This is a genomic window from Streptomyces sp. NPDC046939 (assembly GCF_040644575.1).
Lineage (GTDB): Bacteria > Actinomycetota > Actinomycetes > Streptomycetales > Streptomycetaceae > Streptomyces.
On sequence record NZ_JBEYWV010000001.1, the window covers coordinates 171,547 to 197,137 of the forward strand.

The 25,591-nt window shown below is 72.2% G+C and carries 24 protein-coding genes; 16 read left to right on the forward strand and 8 right to left on the reverse strand.

The window, feature by feature from the left end; all coding sequences use genetic code 11:
- Positions 1 to 33 precede the first annotated feature (33 nt).
- The 4 genes from ABZ877_RS00765 (at position 34) to glgB (ending at position 7,481) form a co-directional block, all read left to right on the forward strand.
- Positions 34 to 2,004, forward strand: coding sequence for an alpha-1,4-glucan--maltose-1-phosphate maltosyltransferase (locus tag ABZ877_RS00765; RefSeq protein ID WP_361062015.1), 1,971 nt, complete (start codon positions 34 to 36; stop codon positions 2,002 to 2,004).
- A 76-nt stretch (positions 2,005 to 2,080) separates the two neighbouring features.
- Entirely contained in the window at positions 2,081 to 3,799 is a 1,719-nt protein-coding gene (gene treS, locus ABZ877_RS00770) for a maltose alpha-D-glucosyltransferase (protein WP_361062844.1), read from the forward strand.
- Between the two features lie 3 nt (positions 3,800 to 3,802).
- Entirely contained in the window at positions 3,803 to 5,197 is a 1,395-nt protein-coding gene (locus tag ABZ877_RS00775) for a maltokinase (protein WP_361062018.1), read from the forward strand.
- A 1-nt stretch (position 5,198) separates the two neighbouring features.
- Entirely contained in the window at positions 5,199 to 7,481 is a 2,283-nt protein-coding gene (gene glgB, locus ABZ877_RS00780) for a 1,4-alpha-glucan branching protein GlgB (protein ID WP_361062021.1), read from the forward strand.
- Here glgB and ABZ877_RS00785 read toward each other — a convergent pair.
- The 3 genes from ABZ877_RS00785 to ABZ877_RS00795 form a co-directional block, all read right to left on the reverse strand.
- Positions 7,468 to 8,190 (reverse strand): ANTAR domain-containing protein, encoded by a 723-nt coding sequence (locus ABZ877_RS00785; protein ID WP_361062024.1) that lies wholly within the window; start codon positions 8,188 to 8,190, stop codon positions 7,468 to 7,470. The genes glgB and ABZ877_RS00785 overlap by 14 nt on opposite strands.
- 51 nt (positions 8,191 to 8,241) lie before the next feature.
- Complete coding sequence (locus tag ABZ877_RS00790) at positions 8,242 to 8,925, reverse strand: ANTAR domain-containing protein (protein WP_361062027.1); 684 nt, start codon at positions 8,923 to 8,925, stop codon at positions 8,242 to 8,244.
- Between the two features lie 110 nt (positions 8,926 to 9,035).
- On the reverse strand, positions 9,036 to 9,677 hold the full coding sequence (locus ABZ877_RS00795) for a hypothetical protein (RefSeq protein WP_361062030.1): 642 nt from the start codon (positions 9,675 to 9,677) through the stop codon (positions 9,036 to 9,038).
- 227 nt (positions 9,678 to 9,904) lie between these two features.
- Here ABZ877_RS00795 and ABZ877_RS00800 point away from each other — a divergent pair, with 227 nt between their 5' ends.
- Complete coding sequence (locus ABZ877_RS00800; protein ID WP_361062032.1) at positions 9,905 to 11,368, forward strand: hypothetical protein; 1,464 nt, start codon at positions 9,905 to 9,907, stop codon at positions 11,366 to 11,368.
- Positions 11,369 to 11,371: 3 nt separating this feature from the next.
- On the opposite strand, the gene ABZ877_RS00805 is transcribed toward ABZ877_RS00800, so the two are convergent.
- Positions 11,372 to 11,863 carry a carboxymuconolactone decarboxylase family protein gene (locus ABZ877_RS00805; RefSeq protein WP_361062847.1) on the reverse strand — a complete coding sequence of 164 codons (492 nt, stop codon included), beginning with the start codon at positions 11,861 to 11,863 and terminating at the stop codon, positions 11,372 to 11,374.
- A gap of 97 nt (positions 11,864 to 11,960) precedes the next feature.
- On the opposite strand from ABZ877_RS00805, the gene ABZ877_RS00810 reads away from it, so the two are divergent.
- Together ABZ877_RS00810 and ABZ877_RS00815 are read left to right on the forward strand one after the other, a co-directional pair.
- Positions 11,961 to 12,881 (forward strand): pirin family protein, encoded by a 921-nt coding sequence (locus tag ABZ877_RS00810; RefSeq protein ID WP_361062035.1) that lies wholly within the window; start codon positions 11,961 to 11,963, stop codon positions 12,879 to 12,881.
- A gap of 10 nt (positions 12,882 to 12,891) precedes the next feature.
- The gene (locus ABZ877_RS00815; RefSeq protein ID WP_361062038.1) at positions 12,892 to 13,236 is read left to right on the forward strand and encodes a GNAT family N-acetyltransferase; all 345 of its coding nucleotides are present in this window, start codon (positions 12,892 to 12,894) and stop codon (positions 13,234 to 13,236) included.
- A gap of 3 nt (positions 13,237 to 13,239) precedes the next feature.
- Here ABZ877_RS00815 and ABZ877_RS00820 read toward each other — a convergent pair whose 3' ends face one another.
- Both ABZ877_RS00820 and ABZ877_RS00825 read right to left on the reverse strand, forming a co-directional pair.
- Positions 13,240 to 14,082, reverse strand: a complete 843-nt coding sequence (locus ABZ877_RS00820; protein WP_361062041.1) for a hypothetical protein — start codon at positions 14,080 to 14,082, stop codon at positions 13,240 to 13,242.
- 110 nt (positions 14,083 to 14,192) lie between these two features.
- A complete protein-coding gene (locus ABZ877_RS00825) occupies positions 14,193 to 14,642 on the reverse strand; it encodes a MarR family transcriptional regulator (protein ID WP_361062044.1) in 450 nt (149 codons plus the stop codon).
- A 168-nt stretch (positions 14,643 to 14,810) separates the two neighbouring features.
- Here ABZ877_RS00825 and ABZ877_RS00830 point away from each other — a divergent pair, with 168 nt between their 5' ends.
- Complete coding sequence (locus tag ABZ877_RS00830; protein ID WP_361062047.1) at positions 14,811 to 15,776, forward strand: alpha/beta hydrolase; 966 nt, start codon at positions 14,811 to 14,813, stop codon at positions 15,774 to 15,776.
- Between the two features lie 51 nt (positions 15,777 to 15,827).
- Here ABZ877_RS00830 and ABZ877_RS00835 read toward each other — a convergent pair whose 3' ends face one another.
- On the reverse strand, positions 15,828 to 16,613 hold the full coding sequence (locus tag ABZ877_RS00835) for an SAM-dependent methyltransferase (protein ID WP_361062050.1): 786 nt from the start codon (positions 16,611 to 16,613) through the stop codon (positions 15,828 to 15,830).
- 122 nt (positions 16,614 to 16,735) lie between these two features.
- Complete coding sequence (locus ABZ877_RS00840) at positions 16,736 to 16,933, reverse strand: hypothetical protein (protein WP_361062053.1); 198 nt, start codon at positions 16,931 to 16,933, stop codon at positions 16,736 to 16,738.
- Between the two features lie 209 nt (positions 16,934 to 17,142).
- Here ABZ877_RS00840 and ABZ877_RS00845 point away from each other — a divergent pair, with 209 nt between their 5' ends.
- The 8 genes from ABZ877_RS00845 (at position 17,143) to ABZ877_RS00880 (ending at position 25,355) form a co-directional block, all read left to right on the forward strand.
- Entirely contained in the window at positions 17,143 to 17,547 is a 405-nt protein-coding gene (locus ABZ877_RS00845) for a PRC-barrel domain-containing protein (protein WP_361062056.1), read from the forward strand.
- Positions 17,548 to 17,673: 126 nt separating this feature from the next.
- Positions 17,674 to 17,940, forward strand: a complete 267-nt coding sequence (locus tag ABZ877_RS00850) for a DUF4235 domain-containing protein (RefSeq protein WP_361062850.1) — start codon at positions 17,674 to 17,676, stop codon at positions 17,938 to 17,940.
- Positions 17,941 to 17,987: 47 nt separating this feature from the next.
- A complete protein-coding gene (locus tag ABZ877_RS00855) occupies positions 17,988 to 18,482 on the forward strand; it encodes an SRPBCC family protein (RefSeq protein ID WP_361062059.1) in 495 nt (164 codons plus the stop codon).
- A complete protein-coding gene (locus tag ABZ877_RS00860; protein ID WP_361062062.1) occupies positions 18,475 to 20,097 on the forward strand; it encodes an NAD(P)/FAD-dependent oxidoreductase in 1,623 nt (540 codons plus the stop codon). The genes ABZ877_RS00855 and ABZ877_RS00860 overlap by 8 nt, the downstream gene beginning before the upstream one ends.
- Complete coding sequence (locus tag ABZ877_RS00865) at positions 20,094 to 20,969, forward strand: SDR family oxidoreductase (RefSeq protein ID WP_361062065.1); 876 nt, start codon at positions 20,094 to 20,096, stop codon at positions 20,967 to 20,969. The genes ABZ877_RS00860 and ABZ877_RS00865 overlap by 4 nt, the downstream gene beginning before the upstream one ends.
- 5 nt (positions 20,970 to 20,974) lie before the next feature.
- Positions 20,975 to 23,455 (forward strand): excinuclease ABC subunit UvrA, encoded by a 2,481-nt coding sequence (gene uvrA / locus ABZ877_RS00870; RefSeq protein WP_361062068.1) that lies wholly within the window; start codon positions 20,975 to 20,977, stop codon positions 23,453 to 23,455.
- A 69-nt stretch (positions 23,456 to 23,524) separates the two neighbouring features.
- The gene (locus ABZ877_RS00875) at positions 23,525 to 24,031 is read left to right on the forward strand and encodes a MarR family transcriptional regulator (protein ID WP_361062071.1); all 507 of its coding nucleotides are present in this window, start codon (positions 23,525 to 23,527) and stop codon (positions 24,029 to 24,031) included.
- 151 nt (positions 24,032 to 24,182) lie between these two features.
- A complete protein-coding gene (locus ABZ877_RS00880) occupies positions 24,183 to 25,355 on the forward strand; it encodes a PP2C family protein-serine/threonine phosphatase (protein WP_361062074.1) in 1,173 nt (390 codons plus the stop codon).
- Positions 25,356 to 25,591: the final 236 nt, after the last annotated feature.

Sequence of the window (25,591 nt, forward strand, 5' to 3'; positions counted from 1 at the left end):
CGACCGCCGAGCAGAGCACTGGAGGTGAGAGCGATGACGAGTAGGCCGCAGACGGTCCCCGTGCAGATCGAGGACGTGCGTCCGCGGGTCCACGGGGGCCGCGGCATGGCGAAGGCCGTCGTCGGTGAGGCGTTCCCGGTCACGGCCCTCGTGTTCGTCGAGGGCTCCGGTGTCGTGCGGGCGCACGCCGTCCTGCGTGACCCGGACGGCCGCACCGTCGCGTCCGTCCCGATGCGGGAAGAGGTCCCGGGCGAGGACCGGTGGAGCGCTCTGGTCACCGCCACGTCACCCGGTCGGTGGAGCTACTGCGTGCAGGCGCACCTCGACCCGGTCGCCGCCTGGCAGCGGGACGCCGCCATAAAGGTGCCGGCGGGCGTGGACAGCGACATCACCCTCGAAGAGGGCGCCGAGCACCTGGAGCGCGCTCTCGGCCGGGTCACCGACGAGGCGGCGAGGCGTACGTTGTTCGAGGCCATCCGGGTCCTCGGGGACGGCAGGCGCGACGACATGGAGCGGCTCGCCGCGGCCACGGCGCCCGAGGTGTGCGAGGTCCTCGCCGCCCACCCGCTGCTGCACCGGCTGACCGAGAGCCGGCCGCTGCCCCTCCTCGTCGAGCGGGAACGCGCGCTGTACGGCGCCTGGTACGAGTTCTTCCCGCGCTCCGAGGGCGCCGTGGTCGAGCCGGGGGAACCGCCGGTCAGCGGCACCTTCGCGACGGCCGCGCGCCGCCTCCCGGCGATCGCGGCGATGGGCTTCGACGTCGTCTACCTGCCGCCGATCCACCCCATCGGCAGGACGCACCGCAAGGGCCCGGACAACAGCCTGACCCCCGGCCCGCACGACGTGGGCGTGCCCTGGGCGGTCGGCTCGGCGGAGGGCGGGCACGACGCGGTCCACCCCGACCTCGGCACCCTGGACGACTTCGACGCGTTCGTGGCGCGGGCCCGCGGGGAGGGTCTTGAGGTCGCGCTCGACTTCGCCCTGCAGTGCTCGCCGGACCACCCCTGGGTGGAGAAGCACCCGGAGTGGTTCCACCACCGGCCCGACGGCACGATCGCGTACGCGGAGAACCCGCCGAAGAAGTACCAGGACATCTATCCGATCGCCTTCGACCGGGACATGCCGGGGCTGATCGCGGAGACGGTGCGGGTCCTGCGTCACTGGATGGCGCACGGGGTGCGCATCTTCCGGGTCGACAACCCGCACACGAAGCCTGTCGCGTTCTGGGAGCAGGTCATCACGGAGATCGGCCGCACCGACCCCGACGTCATCTTCCTGGCCGAGGCGTTCACCCGTCCGGCGATGATGCGCTCCCTCGCCGAAGCGGGCTTCCAGCAGTCGTACACGTACTTCACCTGGCGCAACACCAAGGCGGAACTCACGCGGTACGTGCGGGAGCTGGCGGGTGAGTCGGCCGCCGCCATGCGGCCCAACTTCTTCGTCAACACCCCCGACATCCTGCACGAGTTCCTCCAGCACGGCGGCCGCCCGGCCTTCGAGCTGCGTGCCGTCCTCGCGGCGACCCTCTCGCCGTCCTGGGGTGTCTACAGCGGCTACGAACTCTGCGAGAACACCCCGCTGCGCCCCGGCAGCGAGGAGTACCTGCACTCGGAGAAGTACGAGCTGCGGCCCCGGGACTGGAAGGCGGCCGAGCGCGAGGGGCGCACCATCGCCCCGCTGATCACCGCGCTGAACGACATCCGGCGTCGCAACCCGGCGCTGCGCGGACTGCGCAACGTGCACTTCCACCACGCCGACAACGAGGCCGTGATCGTGTACTCCAAACGCAGTGGTGACAACACGGTCCTGGTGGTGGTCAACCTCGACCCGCACCACACTCAGGAGGCGACGGTCCGCCTCGACCTCGCACAGGTGACCGGGGGCTGCGACACCCCGTTCCCCGTGCGCGACGAACTCACCGGGGCCACCTACACGTGGGGCGCGAGCAACTACGTGCGCCTCGTGCCGGGGGAGTCACCGGCCCACGTCTTCACCGTCGGCTGAACCGCGCCGGCCGATCCGCCCCCGTCCTTCTCCCCATCCGCGTCCTCGGAGGCAGCCCCGAATGTCCACGGACGACATGGCGCAGGCCGCGCCGGCCTCGTACATGCCCACCAAGTCACCCGACCCCGAGTGGTTCAAGCGCGCCGTCTTCTACGAGGTGCTCGTCCGCTCCTTCTGCGACAGCAACGGCGACGGCGTCGGCGACCTGAAGGGCATCACCAGCAAGCTGGACTATCTGCAGTGGCTGGGCGTGGACTGTCTGTGGCTGCCGCCGTTCTACACGAGCCCGCTGCGCGACGGCGGCTACGACGTGGCGAACTACATCGTCATGCTGCCGGAGTTCGGGGACCTGGCGGACTTCGTGGAGTTCGTGGACGCGGCGCACCAGCGGGGCATGCGCGTCATCATCGACTTCGTCATGAACCACACGAGCGACCAGCACGAGTGGTTCCAGCAGTCGCGCACCGACCCCGACGGCCCGTACGGCGACTACTACGTCTGGTCCGACGACGACAAGAAGTACGAGGACGCGCGGATCATCTTCGTCGACACCGAGGTGTCGAACTGGACCTTCGACCCGGTGCGCAAGCAGTACTTCTGGCACCGCTTCTTCTCCCACCAGCCGGACCTCAACTACGAGAACCCGGCCGTGCAGGAGGAGATCCTCGCCGCCCTGCGCTTCTGGCTCGACCTGGGCATCGACGGCTTCCGGCTCGACGCCGTCCCGTACCTCTACGCGGAGGAGGGCACCAACTGCGAGAACCTGCCCGCCTCCCACGAGTTCCTCAAGCGGGTCCGCAAGGAGATCGACGCCAACTACCCCGACGTGGTGCTCCTCGCGGAGGCGAACCAGTGGCCCGAGGACGTCGTCGACTACTTCGGTGACTTCTCCTCCGGCGGCGACGAGTGCCACATGGCGTTCCACTTCCCGGTGATGCCGCGCATCTTCATGGCGGTCCGCCGCGAGTCCGCCGAACCGATCTCCGAGATCCTGGCGAAGACCCCGGCCATCCCGTCCGGCTGCCAGTGGGGCATCTTCCTGCGCAACCACGACGAGCTGACCCTGGAGATGGTCACCGAGGAAGAGCGCGCCTACATGTACGCGGAGTACGCGAAGGAACCGCGGATGCGCGCCAACATCGGCATCCGGCGCCGTTTGGCCCCGCTGCTCGACAACGACCGCAACCAGATGGAGCTGTTCACCGCGCTCCTGCTCTCGCTCCCGGGCTCGCCGATCCTGTACTACGGCGACGAGATCGGCATGGGCGACAACATCTGGCTCGGTGACCGCGACGCGGTGCGCACCCCCATGCAGTGGACCCCCGACCGCAACGCGGGCTTCTCCTCCAGCGATCCGGGCCGCCTCTCCCTGCCCACGATCATGGACCCGGTCTACGGCTTCCAGGTCACCAACGTCGAGGCACAGATGGCCTCGCCGTCCTCGCTGCTGCACTGGACCCGCCGGATGATCGAGATCCGCAAGCAGAACCCGGCGTTCGGCCTCGGCTCGTACACCGAACTCTCCTCCTCCAACCCGGCCGTGCTCGCCTTCCTGCGCGAGTACAAGGACGACCTGGTGCTGTGCGTGCACAACTTCTCGCGCTTCGCCCAGCCCACCGAACTCGACCTCCGGGCCTACGAGGGACGTCACCCGGTCGAACTGATCGGCAACGTCCGCTTCCCCGCGATCGGAGAACTGCCCTATCTCCTGACGCTGGCGGGACACGGCTTCTACTGGTTCCGGCTGCGGGGCACCAGCATGACGCCCCGCATGGCACACCACGATTGGACCTGATCCATGACTTCGCCTCTGCTGTCCGATACGGCCGTCGGTCCCGCCCAGGTGCCCGCCTCCTCCCTCGCGGCGCTCCTGGCGCGCTGGCTCCCCCGCCAGCGATGGTTCACCGGGCAAGGCCGGGATGTCACCCATGTCTCCGTGGCCGCGGCGACGGCGCTGACGACCGACTGCTACCACCTGCTGGTCCGCGTCGACCAGCGTGGTTCGTCGGACGGCGCGCATTATCAGGTGCTCCTCGGTGTGGCCACACATGTGCCGCCGCGCATGAGCCCCCACCTCATCGGTGAGGTCGAGGCCCGGCCCGGCGAGCGGCTCATGGTCTACGACGCCGTCCACGACCACCGCGCCGCGATCGTGCTCCTCGAACGGCTGCGCCGCGGCGGCTCCATGGGCCACCTGCGCTTCGAGTCGCTGCCGCGCACCTCGGTGCCGTGCGGGCTCACCCCGCGCGTCCTCGACGTGGAGCAGTCCAACACCTCGATCGTCTACGGCGACGAACTGATCCTGAAGCTCTTCCGCCACATCCAGCCCGGCATCAACCCCGACCTGGAGGTCACCGGAGCCCTCGCCCGGCACGGCTTCACCCAGGTCCCCGCGCCGATCGGCTGGTTCCAGACGGAGGCCCCGTTCTGGGCGACGCTCGGCATGGTGCAGCCCTTCCTCACCGAGTCGACGGACGGCTGGACACTGGCCCTCGAATCCAGCCGCCGCCGCACCGGCTTCACCGACGAGGCGCGTGAACTGGGCCGCACCACCGGTCAGCTGCACGTGGCCCTCGCCAAGGCGTTCCCGACCGCGCGCCCCGCCGACCAGGCGGCGCGGCTCGCCGACGCGATGACGCACCGGCTGCTGCGCGCCGCCGCGAGCGTCCCCGAACTGCGCCCGTACGTGCCCGACCTCCAGGACGTCTACACCGCGGTCGTCACCGAGGGCGGCGACGCACCGCTCCAGCGCACCCACGGCGACCTCCACCTCGGCCAGGTCATGCACGCCCACGGCCGCTGGCACATCGTCGACTTCGAGGGCGAGCCCGCCAAGCCCGTCCCGGAGCGCCGCGCCGACCGCTCGCCGATCGCGGACGTCGCCGGGATGCTCCGCTCCTTCGACTACGCCGCCCGCTCCGGCGGGGAGTTCCACCCGCGCTGGGCGGAGCGCTGCCGGGACGCCTTCTGCGCCGGATACGGCGAGACGGGCGGCTTCGACCCGCGCGCCGTCCCCGCCGCGCTCCGCGCGCACGAGGCGGACCGCGCCGTCTACGAGGTGGTCTACGAGTCGGTGTACCGCCCCGAACTGCTCACGGTCCCGATGAACGCGGTGGCCCGCCTGTGCGCGGGCGGCACCGCCGGCACCGGCGCCGCGCACATGTCCGACCAGCTACCCGCCCAGGAGGCCTGACATGTCCGTCGCCGAACCCGTGGCCCTCGACCCGGTGCAGCCCGCGGTCACCCTGAAGCCGCTCGCCGAGCCCCCGGACCGCGTCCCGGCCGTCGCCCCGCTGCCCCCGCTGGACGACGACGTACGCGCCCGGCTCCTCTCCGGCGCCCACCACGACCCGCACTCCGTCCTCGGCGCCCACCCGGTGCGCGGCGGGCTCGCCGTGCGCTGCCTGCGCCCGCACGCGACCCAGGTGTCCTTCGTCGTCGGCACACATGTGTGGGACCTGCGCGACGAGGGCGACGGCCTGTTCGCGGGCCGCGTCCCCGGCCAGGGCCCCACGCCGTACCGGCTGCGCGTCACCTACCCCGACGGCGTCGTCGAGACGGCGGACCCCTACAGCTTCCCGCCCACCCTCGGCGAGTTCGACCTGCACCTCATCTCCGAGGGGCGCCACGAGGAGCTGTGGACGGCGCTCGGCTCACACGTGCTCGAACGCGGCGGTGTGCTCGGCACACGTTTCGCCGTCTGGGCGCCGAACGCGCGCGGCGTCCGCATCCGCGGCGACTTCAACCACTGGGACGGCACGGCGCTGCCCATGCGCTCCCTCGGCTCCTCCGGGGTGTGGGAGCTGTTCGTCCCCGGCATCGGCCCCGGCGCCACGTACAAGTACGAGCTGACCGGGCCCGACGGGCAGCACCTCGAACGGGCCGACCCGATGGCGCGGCGCACCGAGGTGCCCCCGGCGACGGCGTCGATCGTCTGCGACAGCCACTACGAGTGGGGCGACGCGACCTGGCTGCGCCACCGGGGCGACCGCCCCGTGCACACCGCCCCCATGTCCGTCTACGAGGTGCACCTCGGCTCCTGGAAGCCCGGGGCGACCTACCGCCGCCTCGCCCACGAACTGACCGAGTACGTCTCCGCGCTCGGCTTCACCCATGTCGAGCTGATGCCGGTCGCCGAGCATCCCTTCGGCGGTTCCTGGGGCTACCAGGTCACCGGCTTCTACGCGCCCACCGCACGCCTCGGCACCCCCGACGACTTCAAGTACCTCGTCGACACCCTGCACCAGGCGGGCATCGGCGTCATCCTCGACTGGGTGCCCGCGCACTTCCCGCGCGACGAGTGGGCCCTCGCCGAGTTCGACGGCCGCCACCTGTACGAGCACGAGGACCCGCGCCGCTCGGCCCACCCCGACTGGGGCACGCTCGTCTTCGACTACGGCCGCAAGGAGGTCCGCAACTTCCTGGTGGCCAACGCCCTTTACTGGTGCGAGGAGTTCCACATCGACGGCCTGCGCGTCGACGCCGTCGCCTCCATGCTCTACCTCGACTACTCGCGCGAGGAGGGACAGTGGGCCCCAAACGAGTTCGGCGGCCGGGAGAACCTCGATGCGGTCGCCTTCCTCCAGGAGATGAACGCCACCCTGTACCGGCGCGTCCCGGGCGTCGTCACCATCGCCGAGGAGTCCACCGCCTGGAACGGTGTCACACGCGCCACCCATGACATCGGCCCCGACGGCTTCGGCGGGCTCGGCTTCGGCCTCAAGTGGAACATGGGCTGGATGCACGACTCCCTGGAGTACATCGCGCACGAACCCGTGCACCGCAAGTACCACCACAACGAGATGACGTTCTCGATGGTGTACGCCTACAGCGAGAACTTCGTGCTCCCGATCTCCCACGACGAGGTCGTGCACGGCAAGCAGGCCCTGGTGTCGAAGATGCCCGGCGACTGGTGGCAGCGGCGCGCCAACCACCGCGCCTACCTCGCGTACATGTGGGCCCACCCGGGCAAGCAACTGCTCTTCATGGGTCAGGAGTTCGCGCAGGGCGCCGAATGGGTGGAGGACGAGGGGCCGCAGTGGTGGGTCCTCGACGAGGCGAACCCGGCCGCGGGCGACCACCGCGGGGTCCAGCGGCTCGTGGGCGACCTCAACCGGCTGTATGTGTCCCACACCGCCCTGTGGGAACAGGACACATGTCCCGAGGGGTTCCGGTGGAGCGCCGCCGACGCCGCCGAGGACAATGTCTTCGCGTTCGTCCGCCGCGCCGCCGACGGCAGTCCGCTGCTCGCGGTGGTGAACTTCTCGCCGGTCGTGCGCGAGGGCTACCGCCTGGGCGTGCCGCCCGCCGCCGGTGCGTGGCGGGAGATCCTCAACACCGACGCGGCGCGGTACGGCGGCAGCGACGTCCGCAACGCCGAGCCGGTGGAGCAGGAGTCCGAGCCGTGCAACGGGTTCCCCGCCTCCCTCACCCTGCGCCTTCCGCCGCTGGCGGCGGTCTGGCTCACTCCGATGTGACGGTGGCGGGCGTCAGCCCGTTCTCGATGACGTCCCGCGCCACCTCGTTGAGCAGGAGCCGGTGGTGCCGGGCGTGCCGCCGCAGCGCCTCGAACGCCTGGTTGAGCGTGACGTCGCTGCGGACCGCGAGGACGCCCTTGGCCTGCTCGATGACGATCCGCGTCTGCAGGGCCGTGTGCAGTTGCTCGTTGACCGTGTGCTGTTCGTGGATGACCCGGGCCTGGAGCAGCCCGATGGTGGCGGCGTCGGCGAGCGCCTGCGCGAGCGCGAGGTCGTCGGGGCTCAACGGCCGCTCCCCGGTGCGCAGCAGGAGGAGGCTGCCGAGGTTGTCCTCGCGCAGCCGCATCGGCAGCGCGGTGGCGAGGGTGTAGCCGGCCTGGGCGCGGTTCTCGGCGAACTCCGGCCAGCGTGCGACCGCGTCGGCCGGGTCCCGCGCGGTGACCGCCCGCGCCGTGCGGTGGGCCTCCACGGCCGGGCCCTCGACGCAGGCGATGTCGAGCACGCGCTGCAGGGCGGGGCTCGGGTCGCACGGGGCGGGGCTGTGCAGATGAGGCCCCGGATGGGCCAGGAAGACCGCGGCGTGCGTGACGTCGAGCAGTTCCTGACAGCGGACGGTCATCTGGTGCAGGAAGTCGATGACGTCGAACTCCTCGACCAAGGTGTCGGCCAGTTCCACGAAGGTCCGGGCGATGTGCTGTTCCCTGCTCATGGGTGTACTCCTTGGCCGCCGCGCGGAGTGTGCCCGGCACGGTCGGCCGGATCAGTTCGGATCGTGCGGCAGTTCCCGCTGGATGACGCGGTGGGCGGTCTCGGACAGGGACTCCCCGGAGGCGTAGGCCTGGGCGCGCAGCCGGTCCAGGGCCTCGGCCAGCGTGACGCCGAGCTTCTCGCTGAGCACCCCGGTGGCCTGGTGCACCTCGGCCCGGTGCAGGCCCACCGTCCCCGCGCGGGCGGGGGCGGCACCGGTGTCACCCTTCGGCCAGCGGTTCAGCACCTGTTGCGCGAGGGCGTCGGCGACCAGCCGGCCGTGCGTGGACTGCAGCGCCGTGAGCGGCCCCGGCGCGCGCCGGTACCCGGTCATGGTGCCGACCTGAACGGCACCGATGCGCACCGGCCACACGAAGAGCGCCGCGATGCCGAGGGCTTCGGCCTCGGCGGCGAACTGCGGCCACTGCCGGGTCAGCACCCGACCGAGGTCGGGTACTTCGCGCACCTCCCGCTCGTCCTCGCGGAAGAGGCGGCTCGGGCCCTGCCCGAGGATGAACTGGAGGTCCTCGATGCGTGCGCTGGTCGCGTCGCTGAACCACACCAGTTCCTGGACGAGGGTGACGGCGATGCCGCCGAGGCCGAGCGCCCGCGCGGACGCCGCGGCCCACGACCGGCGCTCCTCATCGGTCGCCGCCGCATGCAGGCTGTTCAGAAGCTCCCGCACCGTGGAACTCATATGCGCACACGCTTTCGTCGGTGCTTCCCCGGCGGCGCGGCGGCCGCCGGCTGCACCTTGTCAGCGTAGTGGAGCGGGCACGGTCCGACAGCCGCCGGGCAGAACTGCTCCTACTCGGCGGCGGGCTCGGGTGACTTGGCCTGCTCCGGCGTGCTGTAGAAGACCGACGAACCCTGCTTGCTGCGCTGGGCGAGACCCTTGGCGACCAGCCCCTCGACCGTCGTGCGCACGACCGGCTTCTTGAACGTGCGGTCGGGGTGCGCCGCGGCCAGCGCGTCCGCCAGCTCCGCCGCCGAACGCGGCTCCGTCTGCTGCTTCAAGTACTCCTGTACCAGGTTGACCAGCGTCGGCTGCGCACTTGCCGACGCCTTGCGGGCGGGGCGCGCCGCGGACGTTGCCTTGCTGGACGGGGCCTTGGTGGACGGCGCCTTGGCGGACGTGGCCTTGGCGGTCGTGGCCTTCGCGGCGCGCGGCTGCTTGCGCTTGGGCGAACCGCTCTTGGCGCCCGCCGCCGGGGCGGATCCGCGCCGCTGCGACCTGGCCGCCGCGGCGGCGCCCTCCTTCGTACCGAGCGCCTGCTGCATGCTGACCAGGATCGCCTGGTCCTCCTGGAGCACACGCAACTTGGCCTGCAAGTTCTCCAGTTCGGTGCCGATCTCCTCCTGCTCCTTCGCGTTGCGCTCGAGGTCGGCGGCGACCTGGGCCGCGTACTGTTCCTTGACGTTCGGGTTACCGGGCTTGGGATCCGTCACGAGAAGCTCCTGGGTTCACTGGTCCGGCGATGAGCGGATAAGGCTGAGGACCTGATGATTGACCGAGTCTAGGACAGTGCCTACAGCATGACGTAGAAACGCCGTACATCGCTGTCCTCGACAGGTGCGCACAGGCACGGCGGGAACGTGGAGTGCCTCGTGCGACGGGCGCCGGGCCCGCCGCTTCCGACCCGCCGTTCCGCCGGTGGTCACGCAGGGAGTGAGCCATGCCGCAGCCGACCGCGTCGCACGACTTCGGGACCCTGTCCTTCGGCAGCCGGGCGCAGTTCGAGCCCGCTCAGGTGGAAAGTGTGTGCGAGGAGGTCCGGGGGAGCGGAGTGCGTGACCTGTACGTGGTGGCGCACGGGGTCCACAACGACAAGGAGGCCGCCGCGACCGCCGACGGCGCGTTCCGGGACATGCTCGACGAGGCATGGGACGGCGGGACACCTGAGGTGGGGTTCCTGGGTGTGCACTGGCCGTCGTTGTGTTTCCGGGACGAGGGTGCGCCCGGACTCACCCTGCACGAGGGCGAGGAGGAGGTCACCCGGGCCACCGCTGACGACCTCCACCGCCAACTCCCGGACGGCGAGGGCCCGTTGAGCGAGATCGTCGCGTTGCTGAACGAGCGGCCCGAGCGCGAGGGCGCCTTCGACGACTTGGGTTCGGCGCTGCGCGGCCTGGCGGAGATCCCCTTGCAGGACCCGGTCGCGGAGTTCGCCTCGGACGCGGAGGGCGAGGTGCTGCCGCAGACCGACCCCCTCATGCTGTTCGAGGACACCCGTACGGTGTGCGCGGAGTTCGCGGGCGCGCTGCGCGACCTGCGCCGGGCCCTCGCCCTCAGGGCGGGCGCACCCGCGCACCACGAGAGCGGCACCGGCCCGTCCGAGGTCTCCGACGGAGGGTCGCTCGTGGAGAGCCGGGCGGCGGGACCGCGCCCCGCGCGCCCGCTCAGCGACCGGGTGAACAGGGCGGGCACGGTCGCCGCGGGCGGCCCGGTGGGGGAGACGGCCCGCGCCGCGGACTACGCCGACCTGTGGACGGGGGCGCGCGAACTGTTCCGGCAGGTCGTCCGCCATGTCCTGCGCCGCAGGGCCGGTCTGATCGGCCAGGCGGGCCTCGGCCCCTGCCTGCCGGTGCTGGCCCAGGGCTCGGACGTGCGCCTGCACCTCGTCGGGCACGGGCTCGGCGCCCGCCTCGCCGGGTTCGCGCTGCGCGGCCTGGAGGACAGCGGGGCCGACCCCGTCGCCCTGTCCTCCCTCACCTTCCTGCAGGGCGAGATGTCGCACTTCGCCTTCGCCGACAGCCTGCCGCAACAGGTGTCGGGCCACGGTGCGCTGTGGAGCCGTCGGCGCCTCGTCCAGGGCCCGCTGCTCTGCACGTTCTCGCACCTCGACTCCCACCTCGGCGTGCTCTACCCGCTGTCGGCCCAGATGATCGGCGACTCCAGCGAACTGGCCACGACCGCGCGCAAGTGGGGCGCGCTCGGCTTCGACGGCATCCAGGGGGTCGACGGACCCCCTCCGGTCGGCATCGAGGAGGCGCCGGAGCAGGACGGCCGGCAGGTGCCGTACCTGAACGTGGACGTCTCCGAGGTGATCCGCTGCGAGGACGTGCCCATGGGCGGGCACCATCGCGTCTTCCATCCTGAGATCGGCCGGCTGCTGCGCCGCGCGGCGGAGTGGGCGTGAGGCTCAGTCCCCCGGGGCGCGGACGGGGTGCTTGCTGAGGATGGAGACCCGGTTGAACGCGTTGATGGTGATGGCGACCCAGATCACCGCGGAGATCTCGTCCTCGGTGAGGGCCGTGCGGGCCTGCGCGTAGGCGCTCTCCTGCGCGGTCGCGTCCGCGGGGTGCGTGGTCGCCTCGGCGAGCGCGAGCGCCGCCCGCTCCCGCGCGGTGAACAGCTCGGTGTCGCGCCACGCGGCGAGCGTGCCGAGGCGCTGGGTGGTCTCGCCCGCGCGCAGGGCGGCCCGGGTGTGCACGTCGAGGCAGTAGGCGCAGCCGTTGAGCTGCGAGACGCGTAGATTGACGAGTTCGACGAGGAGCCGGTCGAGTCCGGCGTCGGCGGCGGTCGCCCGGACGGCCTCCGACGTCTGCACGAGGGAGTGGTACGCCTTGGGGCTCTGCTTGTCGACGTACACACGTCCGTGGTCGCTGCGGTCGCTCAACTTGGTCTCCTCCAGGGGGCCTCGCACGGCCGGGCTCGCTTTACGGTGAGCCGGACCCTATGATCATCCATAGTTGTTGAATCTCAAAATACTTGGGGTAGGAGGGGCAGGGATGAGCGACACCGTCGAGGTGCTCACCGCCCGGGACGTGCCGCTGGGCGGCCCACGCGCCATGCCGGTCCGGCGGACGCTGCCGCAGCGCGCCCGGACGCTGATCGGGGCCTGGTGCTTCGTCGACCACTACGGCCCCGACGACGTGGCGCGCACCGGCGGCATGGACGTCGCGCCGCACCCCCACACCGGGCTCCAGACGGTGAGCTGGCTGTTCACCGGCGAGATCGAGCACCGGGACAGCATGGGCAACCACGCCATGGTCCGCCCCGGCGAGCTCAACCTCATGACCGGCGGCCACGGCATCGCCCACTCCGAGGTCTCCACCCCGGACACCACCGTCCTGCACGGCGTCCAGTTGTGGGTGGCGCTGCCCGACAGGGACCGGCACACCGCGCGCGACTTCCAGCACTACGCGCCCGGGCCCGTCCACCTCGACGGCGCCGAGGTCCGCGTCTTCCTCGGCACCCTCGCCGGGGCGACCTCCCCGGTGCGCACCTTCACCCCGCTCCTCGGCGCCGAACTCCTCCTCGCCCCCCGCGCGACCGTCACCCTCGACGTGGACGGCGGCTTCGAGCACGGCGTCCTCGTCGACCAGGGCGCGGTCACCCTCTCCGGCACGCCGCTGGCCCGCGCCGAACTGGGCTACGTCGCACCGGGCGACACCACCCTGACCCTCACCAACGAGACGGACGCGCAGGCCCGCCTGATCCTCCTGGGCGGACCGCCGTTCGGCGAGGAGATCGTGATGTGGTGGAACTTCATCGGCCGCACCCACCAGGACATCGCCGAGGCCCGTCAGGAGTGGCAGGACGCCTCCGCGCGGTTCGGGGCCGTCGAGGGGTACCCCGGGGACCGGCTCCCCGCGCCCGCGCTGCCGCACGCCACGATCACCCCGCGCAAGAACCCGACCCGGCACTGAAAGGCCCCTCATGACCGAGCCCACCACCCCGGCGCCCACCGTCGAGCGCGTCGACGCCCGGCACCGCTACGCGATCCTGGTCGACGGCGCCACCGCCGGGTTCACGGCGTACCGCGACCGCGAGGACCGGCGCGTGTTCTTCCACACCGAGATCGACGACGCCTACGCGGGACAGGGCCTCGCCTCGGTCCTCGTGCGGGAGGCGCTGGACGACGTACGGCGTGCGGGGATGCGGATCGTGCCGGTCTGCCCGTACGTGGCGAAGTTCCTCAAGAAGCACGAGGAGTACGCGGACATCACCGACCCGGTCACCCCCGAGGTGCTGGAGTGGCTGGACGGGCAGTTGAAGCGCTGACGCCTACGAGCCGCACGGGCCGCCGGGGCCGTCGGCGGGTCCGGGCGGGGCGTCGTGCTCGTTGAGGTCGAAGACGCTCTCGCGCAGGGCGCGGATGACCCCGTCCAGCTCGTCGACCCCGCGCATCAGCCGGGTGTGCGCGGGGCCCTCGCCGATCATGGCGGCGGTGCTGTGCAGGCTCAGCCCGGCCTCGAAGATCCTGCGGACCACGCTCTCCCTGAGGTCGTCGGCGATCCGGTCCCGCTCGCGGGCCAGGGAGAGGTCGCGCACCTCCGCCTGGAGCGCCGCATTCGCCACGAGGGACGCGGTGACGCGGTCCCGCAGACCGTGCGCGGCCACCGCGAGCAGCAGACTCAGGACGCTCCAGAGCACCAGGCGTCTGCCGGTCACGGCGGCGGGCGTGTCCTGCACCGCCGACGTGACGGCCTGGACGGCCACGACCGCCACCACCACGCACCCCGTCTCCCAGCGGTGGTGGAAGAGGACCGACCAGACCAGCGGCACGAGGAGCACAGGGCCGAGCCCGGTGACCGTGCCGGAGGCCAGGATCAGCAGCAGGACGGAGAGGGTGTAGACCAGCGGGACGAGGACCGTCGTCCAGGCGGGCAGGCGCTGCCACGGCAGCAGGAAGGCGCCCGCGCACAGCAGAAGAAGCGCGATGCTGGAGGCGTAGAGGGGCCAGGACTCGAAGCCCGCGCCCGGCACCAGGGCGGTCGCGGCGGCCACCACGGCGACGAACCCGAACGGCCCGGCGCGCAGCGCGAGGCCCGGCCGCCGGAACTGCCAGCCGACACCGGCGCCGTCGGGGCCGGTGAGCGCCTGCCAGGGATCGGTCGGTGACTTCACGGCACACCCCCGTCGGACCCGAGCGCTCGAAGGCCCTCACCGAAGGGCATGTGCGGCCGGAAGCCATCGTATCGACGCACGCGAACGACAGACAGGGATCGGGGAAGTCGTCAGGCGCGGTTGACGTTCGCGGTGAGCAGCCGGAGCAGCTGCTTGGCCGTGGCGTCCTGCTCGGGCGTCAGGCCCATGGCCTCGCCGATGGCCAGGGGGACGGCCTCGGCCTTCTCGCGCAGCCTCGCGCCGGCGTCGGTGAGGGTCACGGAGACGGAGCGCTCGTCGTCCGTGCGCCGCCGACGGCGGATCAGACCGCCCGCTTCCAGGCGCTTGAGGAGCGGGGAGAGCGTGCTCGACTCCAGATGCAGGGCCGTGCCCAACTCCCGTACGGACGCGGTGCGTTGCTCCCAGAGCACCAGCATGACGAGGTACTGCGGGTAGGTCAGCTCCAGCGCGTCGAGCAGCGGCCGGTAGCGCGCGACGACCGAGCGCGAGGCGGCGTACAGGGCGAAGCACAACTGGTCCTGGAGGAGGAGTGAGCCTTTCGGCTCTGCGGCGTCGTCCACGGCTGCGGTCCTTTGGGTCGGATTCCCGGCAGCCGCTCACCCTACCATTCCAGCCGCCCGCGACCGTATATCGCTCGATTAAGTTGCGCGCGACTTAATCGAGCAGTACGTTTCTCTCGTCGCCGGACGGCCGACCAGGCCACCGGCCCTCTCGTTGAGGAGCACCCCATGTCCGAGTCCGTCACGCCCCCCGTCCTCGAACCCGCCGCCGCCGCGTTCGCCGAGGCCACCGCGAACCCGCCCTACCTCTTCGACCTCGGCCCCGTCGAGGGCCGCAAGACCGTCGACGAGGTGCAGTCCGGCGAGATCGACAAGCCGGAGATCGCCGAGGAGTGGATCACCGTCCAGGGCGGCCCCACCGGATCGGTCCGGGTCCGCGTCGTGCGTCCCCTCGACGCCCCGGCGACCCTGCCGGTGATCGTGTACGTCCACGGCGCGGGCTGGGTCTTCGGCAACGCCCACACCCACGACCGCCTCGTGCGCGAACTCGCCGTCGGCGCCCGCGCGGCCGTCGTCTTCCCCGAGTACGACCTGTCGCCCGAGGCCCGCTACCCGGTCGCCATCGAGCAGATCTACGCCGTCGCCCAGTGGGTCGTCCGCGAGGGCGCCGACAACGGCTTCGACACCGCCCGCATCGCCGTGGCCGGTGACTCCGTCGGCGGCAACATGTCCGCCGCGCTGACCCTCATGGCCAAGGAGCACGGCGACGTCCCGCTGGTGCAGCAGGTGCTGTTCTACCCCGTCACCGACGCCTCGTTCGACACGCCGTCCTACCACCAGTTCGCCGAGGGGTACTTCCTGCGCCGCGACGGCATGCAGTGGTTCTGGGACCAGTACACGACCGACGAGAAGCAGCGCGCCGAGATCACCGCGTCCCCGCTGCGCGCCACCGTCGAGCAGCTCAAGGACCTGCCCCCGGCCCTGGTCATCACCGGCGAGGCCGACGTGCTGCGCGACGAGGGCGAGGCCTACGCCAACAAGCTCCGCCAGGCCGGCGTCCCCGTCACCGCCGTGCGGTACCAGGGCGTCATCCACGACTTCGTCATGCTGAACGCGCTGCGCGAGACGCACGCGGCCGAGGCCGCCATCGGCCAGGCCGTCGCCACGCTGCGGACGGCCCTCGGCACCGCCTGACCATGTGCGGTCGCGGCCCGGACGGCTCGGCCGTCCGGGCCCTCGCGCGCTCTACGGGACGCGCGCCACGCCGACGTAGAAGCCGGACAGCTCCTCGCGCGGGGCGGGGGTGTCCTTGTACCACTTGGTAGCGGTCACCAGGCCGGGCTCCACCAGCTCCAGACCCTCAAAGAACGGCTCGATCTCCTCCCGCGTGCGCATGCGCAACGGGATCTCGCCCTCGCGGTAGGTCCTCGTCACCGACGAGACCAGGTGCGGGTGCTCGTCGGTGGTGCCGTGCGAGAACATCAGATAACTGCCCGAGGGCAGCGCCTGAACCAGCTTGCGCGTCAGGCCGTACGGGTCCTGGTCGTCGGTGATGAAGTGCATCAGCGCGATCATCGACAGGGCGATCGGCCGGTCGAAGTCCAGGAACCTGCGCGCGTGCTCCAGGATGACCGCGGGCTCGCGGACATCGGCCTCGACGTAGTCGGTGGCCCCCGCCGGATGGCTGACGAGCAGCGCCTCCGCGTGGCGCAGCACGATGGGGTCGTTGTCGGCGTACGCGATGCGCGCCGTCGGCACGATCTCCTGCACGATCTGGTGCAGGTTGGGCTTGGTCGGGATGCCCGTGCCGATGTCGAGGTACTGGTCGATGCCGTTGTGCGCCAGCCAGGCCGCCGCGCGGTGCATGAACGCCCTGTTGCGCATCGCGTTGAGCCGCGCCTCCGCGGGCAGCTTCTCCGCCACCGCCTGGTCGACGGGGTAGTTGTCCTTGCCGCCGAGCAGCCAGTCGTAGACCCGGGCCGGATGCGGTCTGCTCGTGTCGATACGGCCTGCGGAGGACTGTGCCGTCATACGTGACTCCAACGCGCGCGGGATGAGGTTGCGGCGATTATGCCACCGGAACGGTCCCGCAACTGCCCGGCATACGCGCGAGGTTGCCGGCTCAGGGGGCGACGAGCCGGCGCCGCGGACGGTCAGGCCGCCCGGTCGCGGTGGGCCCGGGCGGGAAGGCCGTCGTCGCGGCGGGTGTGGCCCGTGACCAGGCGCAGGTGGCGGGCTCGGTGGCGGCCCGCCCGTGGGCGGGTCGTGGAGCTCAGGTGGTCCTCAATGCGGTCCATGCAGAGCAGCAGCAGCCCCATGACGGGCAGCAGTGCGAGAGCGACTATCAGCATCGGCGCGTCCTCCCCGCGGCGTCCCCTGCCGGGTGCCCGGGGTTCCCGGCTTCACGGACCCCGAGTTGTGAAGGTCCCGCAACGGCCGATCGGCACACCGCCAACCGGCCCCTTCCCGCGCCGGGTTGTCACCCACCGGGGGACGTTTCGGCGCAGACGGCGCGGACAAGTGGGGAGGCAGAGTGAGCCGAGCGGAAAGGAACGCTGTGATGACCGACAGAGTTGTCCACCCCTACGACCCCACCCACGCGCACACCACTGCCGCACCCTTCACCCCGACCCAGCCCACCGGCTCCCCCCTCACCCACGAGGACCTCCTCGGCTACGCGGTCGAGGCGAGCGACGGCTCGATCGGCTCGGTCGACGGCCACTCCGAGGAGGTCGCCCCGAACCACCTCGTGGTCGACACGGGCGGCCCGCTGCTGAGCAAGAAGGTGCTGCTCCCGCGCTGGGTCATCGCGCGCGTCGACGAACCGAACCGCACCCTGTACGTGGACCGCCCGCGCGACCTGATCAAGGCGGCCCCGCGGTTCGACCGGGACATGCGCGTCACCGACCCGGGCTACCGCGCGCGGATCGACGACCACTACCGGCAGGAGCAGCCACAGCACTGATTCCCAGGTCGCTCACGTTCGGCTCCACCAGGACGGGGCACGCGGGGGAGGCGGCCGGACGGCCCGGCGGACATGCCGTTATCGGCGTCCGGCCGCAAGATGAGCGACAAGGAAGCGGAGGCAGCAATGAATCTGGTCAAGATCGCCTACAAACCCTTCGGCATCGGGCTCGGCATGGCGGCGGGCGCGGTCAGCGGCGCCGTCTTCGGGCAGGTCTGGAAGCGGCTCGGCCACGACGACGACGCGCCGGACGCCACCGACGAGCAGCGCCAGTGGCGGGAGATCCTGCTGGCCGCCGCTCTGCAGGGCGCGATCTTCGCCGTCGTACGGGCGGCGGTCGTCCGGGGCGGCGCGCGGACGACGAAGAAGCTCACCGGCGTCTGGCCGGACTGACCGCCACACGTGATCGGAACGTACGGGACAGGGACACGGGAGGCGGAATGGCGCGGCGGCATCGAATGATCAAGGCGAGCCCGGCGGCGGTGTGGGCCGTCCTCGCGGACGGCAGCCGGTACGCGGACTGGGTGGTCGGCACGTCGTCGTCCGAACCGGTGCACGGGCAGTGGCCCGAGGTCGGGGCGAGCCTGCGCTACGAGGTGTCCCTGGGCCCGGTCCACCTCACCAACGAGACGGTCGTCCGGTACTGCGAGGAAGGCTCCCTGCTGGAACTGGAGGCGAAGGCCGGCCCGCTGGGCACGGCCCGGATCTCCCTGCAGCTGCGGCCCTGGGGCGAGCACTGCCTGGTGACGGTGGACGAACACCCGCTGAACGGGGCGGCGGGCGCCCTGCACAACTTCGGGGTGGAGGCGGTCATCCAACTGCGCCACCGCGCGATGCTCGCCCGCCTGGAACGGGTCTGCGAGGACGAGCAGGCCCACCCCAAGAACGCCGAGGACGCCGCACGCTACCGGGCGAGCGGAGCGCACCATGCCTGACGCCGTGGTGATCGGGGCCGGACCCAACGGCCTCGTGGCCGCCAACGTCCTCGCGGACGCCGGATGGGCCGTGACCGTCCTGGAGGAGCAGCCGGAGCCCGGCGGCGCGGTCCGCCACGACCGCGGCGTCGACCCGGAGTTCGTCAGCGACCTCTTCAGCTCCTTCTACCCGCTCGCGGCGGCCTCCCCGGTCCTGAAGGGGCTGCGCCTGGACGAGCACGGCCTGCGCTGGAGCCACGCGCCCAGCGTGCTCGCCCACCCCCTGACCGACGGCCGCTGCGCGGTCCTCAACCGCAGGGTGGACGTCACGGCCGACTCCCTGGACGCGTTCTCCCCGGGCGACGGCGACGCCTGGCGCCGCCTGCACGACGTGTGGGAAAACGTCAGGCCGGACATCCTGAACGCGCTGTTCACCCCGTTCCCCCCGGTGCGGGCGGGCGCGAAGCTCGCCTACCGGCTCCGGTCGGCGGGCGGCCTGCGCCTCGCCCGTTCACTGGTGCTCCCGGCCCGCCGCCTCGGCGAGGAGGAGTTCACCGGCGAGGGCGGCCGCATCCTCCTCGCGGGCAACGCCCTCCACGCCGACCTCGCCCCGGAGGCGTCCGGCAGCGGCGGCTTCGGCTGGCTGATGGCGATGCTGGGCCAGACCTACGGCTTCCCCGTCCCGGTCGGCGGCTCCGGCGAACTCGTACGGGCCCTGATCTCACGCCTGGAGTCCCGCGGCGGGACCGTGAGCTGCGGCCGCAAGGTGGAGGAGGTCGTGGTGCGGGGCGGCCGGGCGGTCGCCGTGCGCACGGCCGACGGCGAGATCGTCCCCGCGGCCCGCGCCGTCCTCGCCGACGTCTCCGTCCCCGCCCTGTACGGCGGCCTGGTCGCGCCCGAGCACCTGCCCGCCCAGCTCATCGACGACCTGCGCCGCTTCCAGTGGGACTTCTCCACCTTCAAGGTGGACTGGGCGCTCGACGGCCCGGTGCCGTGGGAGGCGGAGCAGGCGGCGCACGCGGGCACCGTCCACCTGGCCGACGGCGTGGACGAACTCACCGCGTTCGCCGCGCAGATCGCCATGGGCCAGGTGCCGGAGAAGCCGTTCCTGCTGTTCGGCCAGATGACCACCTCCGACGCGTCGCGTTCGCCGAACGGCACCGAGTCGGCGTGGGCCTACACGCACGTACCGCAGAACATCCGCGGCGACGCGGGCGACGAGAAGCTGACCGGCTCCTGGGACCGGCACGAGCAGGAGGTCATGGCCGACCGCGTCGAGCGCCAGGTGGAGCGCTTCGCCCCCGGCTTCCGCGGCCGGATCCGGGCCCGCCGCATCCTCGCGCCGCCGACCCTGCAGTCCCTCGACGGCAATCTGCACGGCGGCGCCATCAACGGCGGCACCGCCGCCATGCACCAGCAGCTCATCTTCCGGCCCGTGCCCGGTACCGGCCGCGCGGAGACCCCCGTACCAGGGCTGTTCCTCGCCTCGGCGGGCGCCCACCCCGGCGGCGGCGTCCACGGCGCGCCCGGCGCCAACGCGGCCCGCGCCGCGCTGCGCCGCCACGCGCCGGCCCCGCTGGCCGCGGCCCAGCGCCTGCTCGCGTCCCGGGACCGCACGGGCCGCAAGCGCTCATGAGCGACAGCCCGCTGACCGGCCGTACGGTCGTGGTGACCGGCGCCGCGCGGGGCATCGGCGCCGAGGTCGCGCGTGCACTCGCGGGCCGCGGCGCCCGGGTCGCCCTCCTCGGCCACGAGAAGGGGCCGCTCGACCGCGTCGCGGACACCTTGGCGACGCCCTCGCTCACCCTGGAGACGGACATCACCGACGCCGCCGCCCTCCAGGCTGCGGCCCGCACGGTGCGGGCCCGGCTCGGGCGGCCGTCCGCCGTCGTCGCCAACGCGGGCGTCGCGGAGGCCGGGCCGCTGAGCACGGCGAACCCGGCGTCCTGGCGCAGAGTCGTCGAGGTGAACCTGACGGGCAGCGCGTTCACGGCCCGGACGTTCCTGCCCGACCTGCTGCACACACGCGGGTACTACCTGCAAGTGGCGTCCCTCGCCTCCATCGGCGCCGTCCCCATGATGAGCGCGTACTGCGCCTCCAAGGCCGGGGCCGAGGCGTTCGCGCACGCCCTGCGGGCGGAGACCGCGCACCGCGGCGTCGCGGTCGGCATCGCCTACCTGAACTGGGTCGACACCGACATGATCCACGAGGCGGACGACCATCCCGCCCTCAGCGACATGCGCTCCATGCTGCCGCCGTTCGCCCGCCGCCTCATGGCGCCCGGCCCGGTCGCCGGGCGCATCGCGCGGGCCGTGGAGCAGCGCAAGGCCGCGCTCTACGCGCCGGGCTGGGTGCGCCTCGCGCAACTCGGCCGGGGCTTCCTGCCACCCGTCATCAGCCGCCGCGCCCGCCTGCACTACGGGCGCCTGGCGGCGGACCGGCCCCTGGAGCAGACGGGCCCGCTGGGCGAGGGCGGCCTCGCGGACCACGCCCTGGCCGGCCGGTGAGCCCCGTGGAGGACGCCACCTCCGACGGGTTCGTCCACGTACGCGGCGCGAGCGAGAACAACCTGCGCACCGTGGACGTCGACGTGCCGCGCGACGCCATGGTCGCCTTCACCGGGGTCTCCGGTTCGGGCAAGTCCTCCCTCGCCTTCGGCACGCTCTACGCCGAGGCCCAGCGCCGCTACTTCGAGTCCGTCGCGCCGTACGCCCGCAGGCTGCTCCAGCAGGTCGGGGCGCCGCACGTCCAGGAGATCACCGGGCTGCCGCCGGCCGTCGCGCTCCAGCAGCGGCGCGGCACCCCCAGCTCCCGCTCGACCGTCGGCACCCTGACCACGCTCTCCAACCTCCTGCGGATGCTGTACTCACGCGCGGGCAGCTACCCGGAGGGCGCCGAGCGGCTCGACGCGGAGGCGTTCTCGCCCAACACGGCGGCGGGCGCCTGCCCGCACTGCCACGGGCTCGGCGTCGTCCACGACGTGGCCGAGGACCTGCTCGTCCCCGACCCGTCGCTCAGCATCCGCGAGGGCGCCATCGCCGCCTGGCCGGGCGCGTGGCAGGGCGCCAACCTGCGCTCCATCGTGAGCGGGCTCGGCATCGACATCGACAGGCCGTGGCGCAGGCTCCGCAAGAAGGACCGTGACTGGCTGCTCTACACGGACGAGCAGCCCTCCGTCCTCATCGAGCCGGAGGAGGGCCGCGTCGACTACGGCTACTACGGCACGTTCTGGAGCGCCCGTCAGCACGTCATGCACGTCCTGGCCGACTCCAAGAGCGAACGGATGCGGGAGCGGGCGCTGCGGTTCGTGCGCAGTGTGCCGTGCCCGGAGTGCGAGGGAAGCGGGCTCAGGCCCGAGGCGCTCGCGGTGACGTTCGCCGGGCACAGCATCGCCGCCATGAGCGCGCTGCCCCTGACCGACATGGTCAAGCTGTTGCGCCCGGTCGCGGAGATGACCGACGCGGAGGCCGCCGTCGAGAGCGCCGGGTCGGGGGAGCGGACCGAGGTGGCGGTGCGGATCTGCGCCGACATCGTCGCGCGCGTGGAGGTGCTGCTCGACCTCGGTCTCGGCTACCTCGGCCTCGGCCGCCGCTCGACGACCCTCTCACCCGGCGAGGCGCAGCGCCTGCGCATCGCCACACAACTGCGCTCGGGCCTCTTCGGTGTGGTGTACGTGCTGGACGAGCCGTCGGCCGGGCTGCACCCGGCGGACGCGGAGCCACTGCTCGACGTCCTCCAGCGGCTGAAGGCGGCGGGCAACTCGCTGTTCGTCGTGGAGCACGACATGGACGTCGTACGCCGGGCCGACTGGGTCGTCGACATCGGCCCCGGCGCGGGCGAGGGCGGCGGCCGGGTGCTCTACAGCGGCCCGGTGCCCGGCCTCGAACAGGTCGCGGAGTCGGCGACGAGCCGTCACCTCTTCGGCCGCGCGGAGCCGTTCGCGCACAGCCCGCGCACCCCGCACGGGTGGGTGCGCCTGGACGGCGTCTCCCGGCACAACCTGCACGACGTGTCCGTGGACGTGCCCCTGTGCGTCCTCACGGCGGTCACCGGCGTGTCGGGGTCGGGGAAGTCGACGCTGGTCACCCAGGTCCTCGCCGATGTCGTACGGGACCGCCTCGCCCTGAGCCCCGAGGAGGGCGAGGACATGCTGGGGGAGGGCGAGGTGGGCGAGGTCTCCGGGGCGGAGGCGTTCGACCGTCTCGTCCTCGTCGACCAGCGGCCCATCGGCCGTACGCCCCGCTCCAACCTGGCCACGTACACCGGGATGTTCGACGCGGTGCGCAAGCTGTACGCGGCGACGGACGAGGCCGTGGCGCGCGGGTACACGGCCGGGCGGTTCTCCTTCAACGTGGCGGAAGGGCAGTGCGAGACCTGTCAGGGCGAGGGGTTCGTCACCGTCGAGCTGCTGTTCCTGCCCGGTACGTACGCGCCCTGCCCGGCCTGCGGCGGCACGCGGTACAACGACGAGACACTTGAGGTGACCTACGAGGGCCGCACCATCGCGGACGTGCTCGCCATGTCCGTCGACGCGGCGGCGGACTTCCTCGCCGACGTGCCCGGCGCGGCGCGCAGCCTGGCGACCCTGCGGGACGTGGGCCTCGGCTATCTGCGGCTCGGGCAGCCCGCCACCGAGCTGAGCGGGGGCGAGGCCCAGCGCATCAAGCTCGCCACCGAACTGCAGCGGGCCCGCCGCGGCCACGCGCTCTACCTGCTCGACGAGCCGACCGCGGGTCTGCACCCCGCCGACATCGCGCTCCTGCTGCGCCAGTTGCACCGGCTCGTCGACGCGGGCAACACGGTCGTCCTCGTCGAGCACGACCTGGAAACGATCGCCACCGCCGACTGGGTCATCGACCTCGGGCCCGGCGGGGGAGACGCGGGCGGCAGGGTCGTCGCCAAGGGCACGCCCGCGCGGATCGCCCGGTCGAGGAGGAGCGTCACAGGCCCCTATCTGGCCCGCGCGCTGTCGGCCGACCGGGCCCGGGGCTGACCGGAAGCCCTCGTCGGCTGTAGGCTCATGCACCGTCGACCCCACTTTCGGACGGGAGGGTGCTGGGACATGCCCCAGAGTCTGCCCTTCCGCAGTGCTGAACACGTGGCCCAAGTGGCCTGCCGGGTCTCGGAACTGCTCGACGTGTTGTGGGGGCGCGGACAGGAGGCCACCCCGGCGGGCCCGCTCCCGCCGTCGCAGTTCCGGGCGCTCACCGTGATCGAGGAGCAGCAGGGGGTCAACCAGCGGGCACTCGGCGAGGCGCTCGGCTCCCGCCCCTCCTCGGTGAGCCGGCTGTGCGACCGTCTCGAAGCCGCGGGCCTGGTGGAGCGGCTGACCAGTGCCACCAGCCGCCGTGAGGTGGATCTGCGCCTCAGTCGTCGCGGGGCCGCGGTTTTGGACGACTTCCGTGCCTCACGGGCGCGCGAGATCGAGGCGGTCCTGCGCTCCATGTCCCCCGCGCATCTGCGGACGCTGGCCGAGGGGCTCGAACAGTTCCAGGACGCCGCCGCGGCGCACATCGCGCCGGGCCCCGCGCCGGGCGAGGCGGCGGGGTCCTCCGAGGCCATCGCCTGACCTCTCCCGCACCGGCGGGCGCGCGCGGGATACAATTCCTCAACAGTTGCCCCATGGCAATCGTTACTGTACTTCTGCGTTCCCGCTCGGCTCGTAGGTGCGGAGCGTGTGGCCGCTCGGCAGCCGGCTCGCCCCTCTGAAGAAGGCTGCTGTGAAGAATTTCCTCGCTGTGGAAAAGGCCGTCCGCGCCGCCGCGCCGTTCGCGCTGCTCGACACGGTGCGCGCCGCGCTGAGCGAGCACTACGGCGCGCTCCGCGTCGACCTGTTGATGGCCGACTACGGGCTCACCGTCCTGCAGCCCGTGACGGAGCTGCCGCACACCGCCGCGCCGCTGCCCCTCAACGACAGCCCGGCGGGCCGGGCCTTCGGGAGCCAGGACCCGCGCAGCCATGTGGTGCGCGGCGAAGGAGCGGTCGACCTCTTCCTGCCGGTGACCGTGCGCGGCGACAGACTCGGCATCCTCTCCGTGCGCGTACCGGAACGAAGATGCTCGCCCGAGGAGATCGAGGAGCTGACCGAACTCGCGGAGATCCTCGGCCGGGAGATCGTCGTCGCCGACCGGGACACCGACGTCTACCTCCAGGCGCGCCGCGCCAGCCGCCTCACGCTGGCCGCCGAGATGCAGTGGCAACTGCTGCCGGGCCGCGCCTGCACCCGCACCGAGTACGCCATCGGCGCCCAGCTGGAGCCCGCCTACGCCATCCACGGCGACAACTTCGACTGGGCCGTGACGAGCGAGGCGCTCACCCTCACCATCACCAACGGCATGGGCGAGGGGATCGGCGCCGCGCTCCTGACCAACCTCGCCGTGAACGCGCTGCGCAACGCCCGCCGCGCGGGCATCGGCCTCGCGGACCAGGCCGCCCTCGCCGACCAGGCGCTGTACGCGCAGCACCGGGGCGAGGAGTACGTCTCCACCCTGCTGCTCTCCTTCGAACTCGCCACCGGGCGGGTGCAGGTGGTGGACGCCGGTTCGCCGCAGCTCTGGCGCCAGCGCGGCATGACGGTGGAGCAGATCCCCTTCGAGGCCCAGTTGCCCCTCGGCATGTTCGAGGAGACCGACTACGTCGTACAGGAATTCGAGGTCCGGCGGGGCGACCGGCTGCTGTTCGTCAGTGACGGTGTCTACGCGGCCCTGTCGGAGACGGGCGAGGAGTACGGCGAGCGTATGCTCGCGCGGGCGATCCAGCGTGCGAGTCTGCTGCCCGCCTCCGCCGTGCCCCGGGCGATCCTCCAGGAGCTGGCGGCGCATCTGAGCGCGGACGCCGACGACGACGCGCTCGTGGTCTGCCTGGACTGGTTCGGCCGCCCCACGGAGGCGTGAGTTCGGCACCGCGCGGTACTCCCCGAGGGACCGTTCGCCCCGTTGGAGTGGGTCTGGTTGCCCCGGCACCCCCGGCCGTGCAACTGTTGCCCTATGGAAACTGTGATCGTCGATGCCGGCCGTGCGCCCTCGCGCGCCCGTCGTCGACAACGGCGGTCGCTGTCCTGAGATTCCGAGTGAAGGGTGGTGGGGACCTGCGCAGCGGGTCCCACGTGATGGTTTCCTCCACGGAGCCG

Coding starts and splice junctions, on each gene's coding strand:
- ABZ877_RS00860 (WP_361062062.1), top strand. CDS start 18,475: ATGCCTGACGCCGTGGTGATCGGGGCCGGACCCAACGGCCTCGTGGCC.
- ABZ877_RS00840 (WP_361062053.1), bottom strand. CDS start 16,933: ATGCTGATAGTCGCTCTCGCACTGCTGCCCGTCATGGGGCTGCTGCTG.
- ABZ877_RS00815 (WP_361062038.1), top strand. CDS start 12,892: ATGACCGAGCCCACCACCCCGGCGCCCACCGTCGAGCGCGTCGACGCC.
- glgB (WP_361062021.1), top strand. CDS start 5,199: ATGTCCGTCGCCGAACCCGTGGCCCTCGACCCGGTGCAGCCCGCGGTC.
- ABZ877_RS00790 (WP_361062027.1), bottom strand. CDS start 8,925: ATGAGTTCCACGGTGCGGGAGCTTCTGAACAGCCTGCATGCGGCGGCG.
- ABZ877_RS00800 (WP_361062032.1), top strand. CDS start 9,905: ATGCCGCAGCCGACCGCGTCGCACGACTTCGGGACCCTGTCCTTCGGC.
- ABZ877_RS00845 (WP_361062056.1), top strand. CDS start 17,143: ATGACCGACAGAGTTGTCCACCCCTACGACCCCACCCACGCGCACACC.
- ABZ877_RS00830 (WP_361062047.1), top strand. CDS start 14,811: ATGTCCGAGTCCGTCACGCCCCCCGTCCTCGAACCCGCCGCCGCCGCG.
- ABZ877_RS00855 (WP_361062059.1), top strand. CDS start 17,988: ATGGCGCGGCGGCATCGAATGATCAAGGCGAGCCCGGCGGCGGTGTGG.
- ABZ877_RS00835 (WP_361062050.1), bottom strand. CDS start 16,613: ATGACGGCACAGTCCTCCGCAGGCCGTATCGACACGAGCAGACCGCAT.
- ABZ877_RS00775 (WP_361062018.1), top strand. CDS start 3,803: ATGACTTCGCCTCTGCTGTCCGATACGGCCGTCGGTCCCGCCCAGGTG.
- treS (WP_361062844.1), top strand. CDS start 2,081: ATGGCGCAGGCCGCGCCGGCCTCGTACATGCCCACCAAGTCACCCGAC.
- ABZ877_RS00850 (WP_361062850.1), top strand. CDS start 17,674: ATGAATCTGGTCAAGATCGCCTACAAACCCTTCGGCATCGGGCTCGGC.
- ABZ877_RS00875 (WP_361062071.1), top strand. CDS start 23,525: ATGCCCCAGAGTCTGCCCTTCCGCAGTGCTGAACACGTGGCCCAAGTG.
- ABZ877_RS00810 (WP_361062035.1), top strand. CDS start 11,961: ATGAGCGACACCGTCGAGGTGCTCACCGCCCGGGACGTGCCGCTGGGC.
- ABZ877_RS00785 (WP_361062024.1), bottom strand. CDS start 8,190: ATGAGCAGGGAACAGCACATCGCCCGGACCTTCGTGGAACTGGCCGAC.
- ABZ877_RS00765 (WP_361062015.1), top strand. CDS start 34: ATGACGAGTAGGCCGCAGACGGTCCCCGTGCAGATCGAGGACGTGCGT.
- ABZ877_RS00865 (WP_361062065.1), top strand. CDS start 20,094: ATGAGCGACAGCCCGCTGACCGGCCGTACGGTCGTGGTGACCGGCGCC.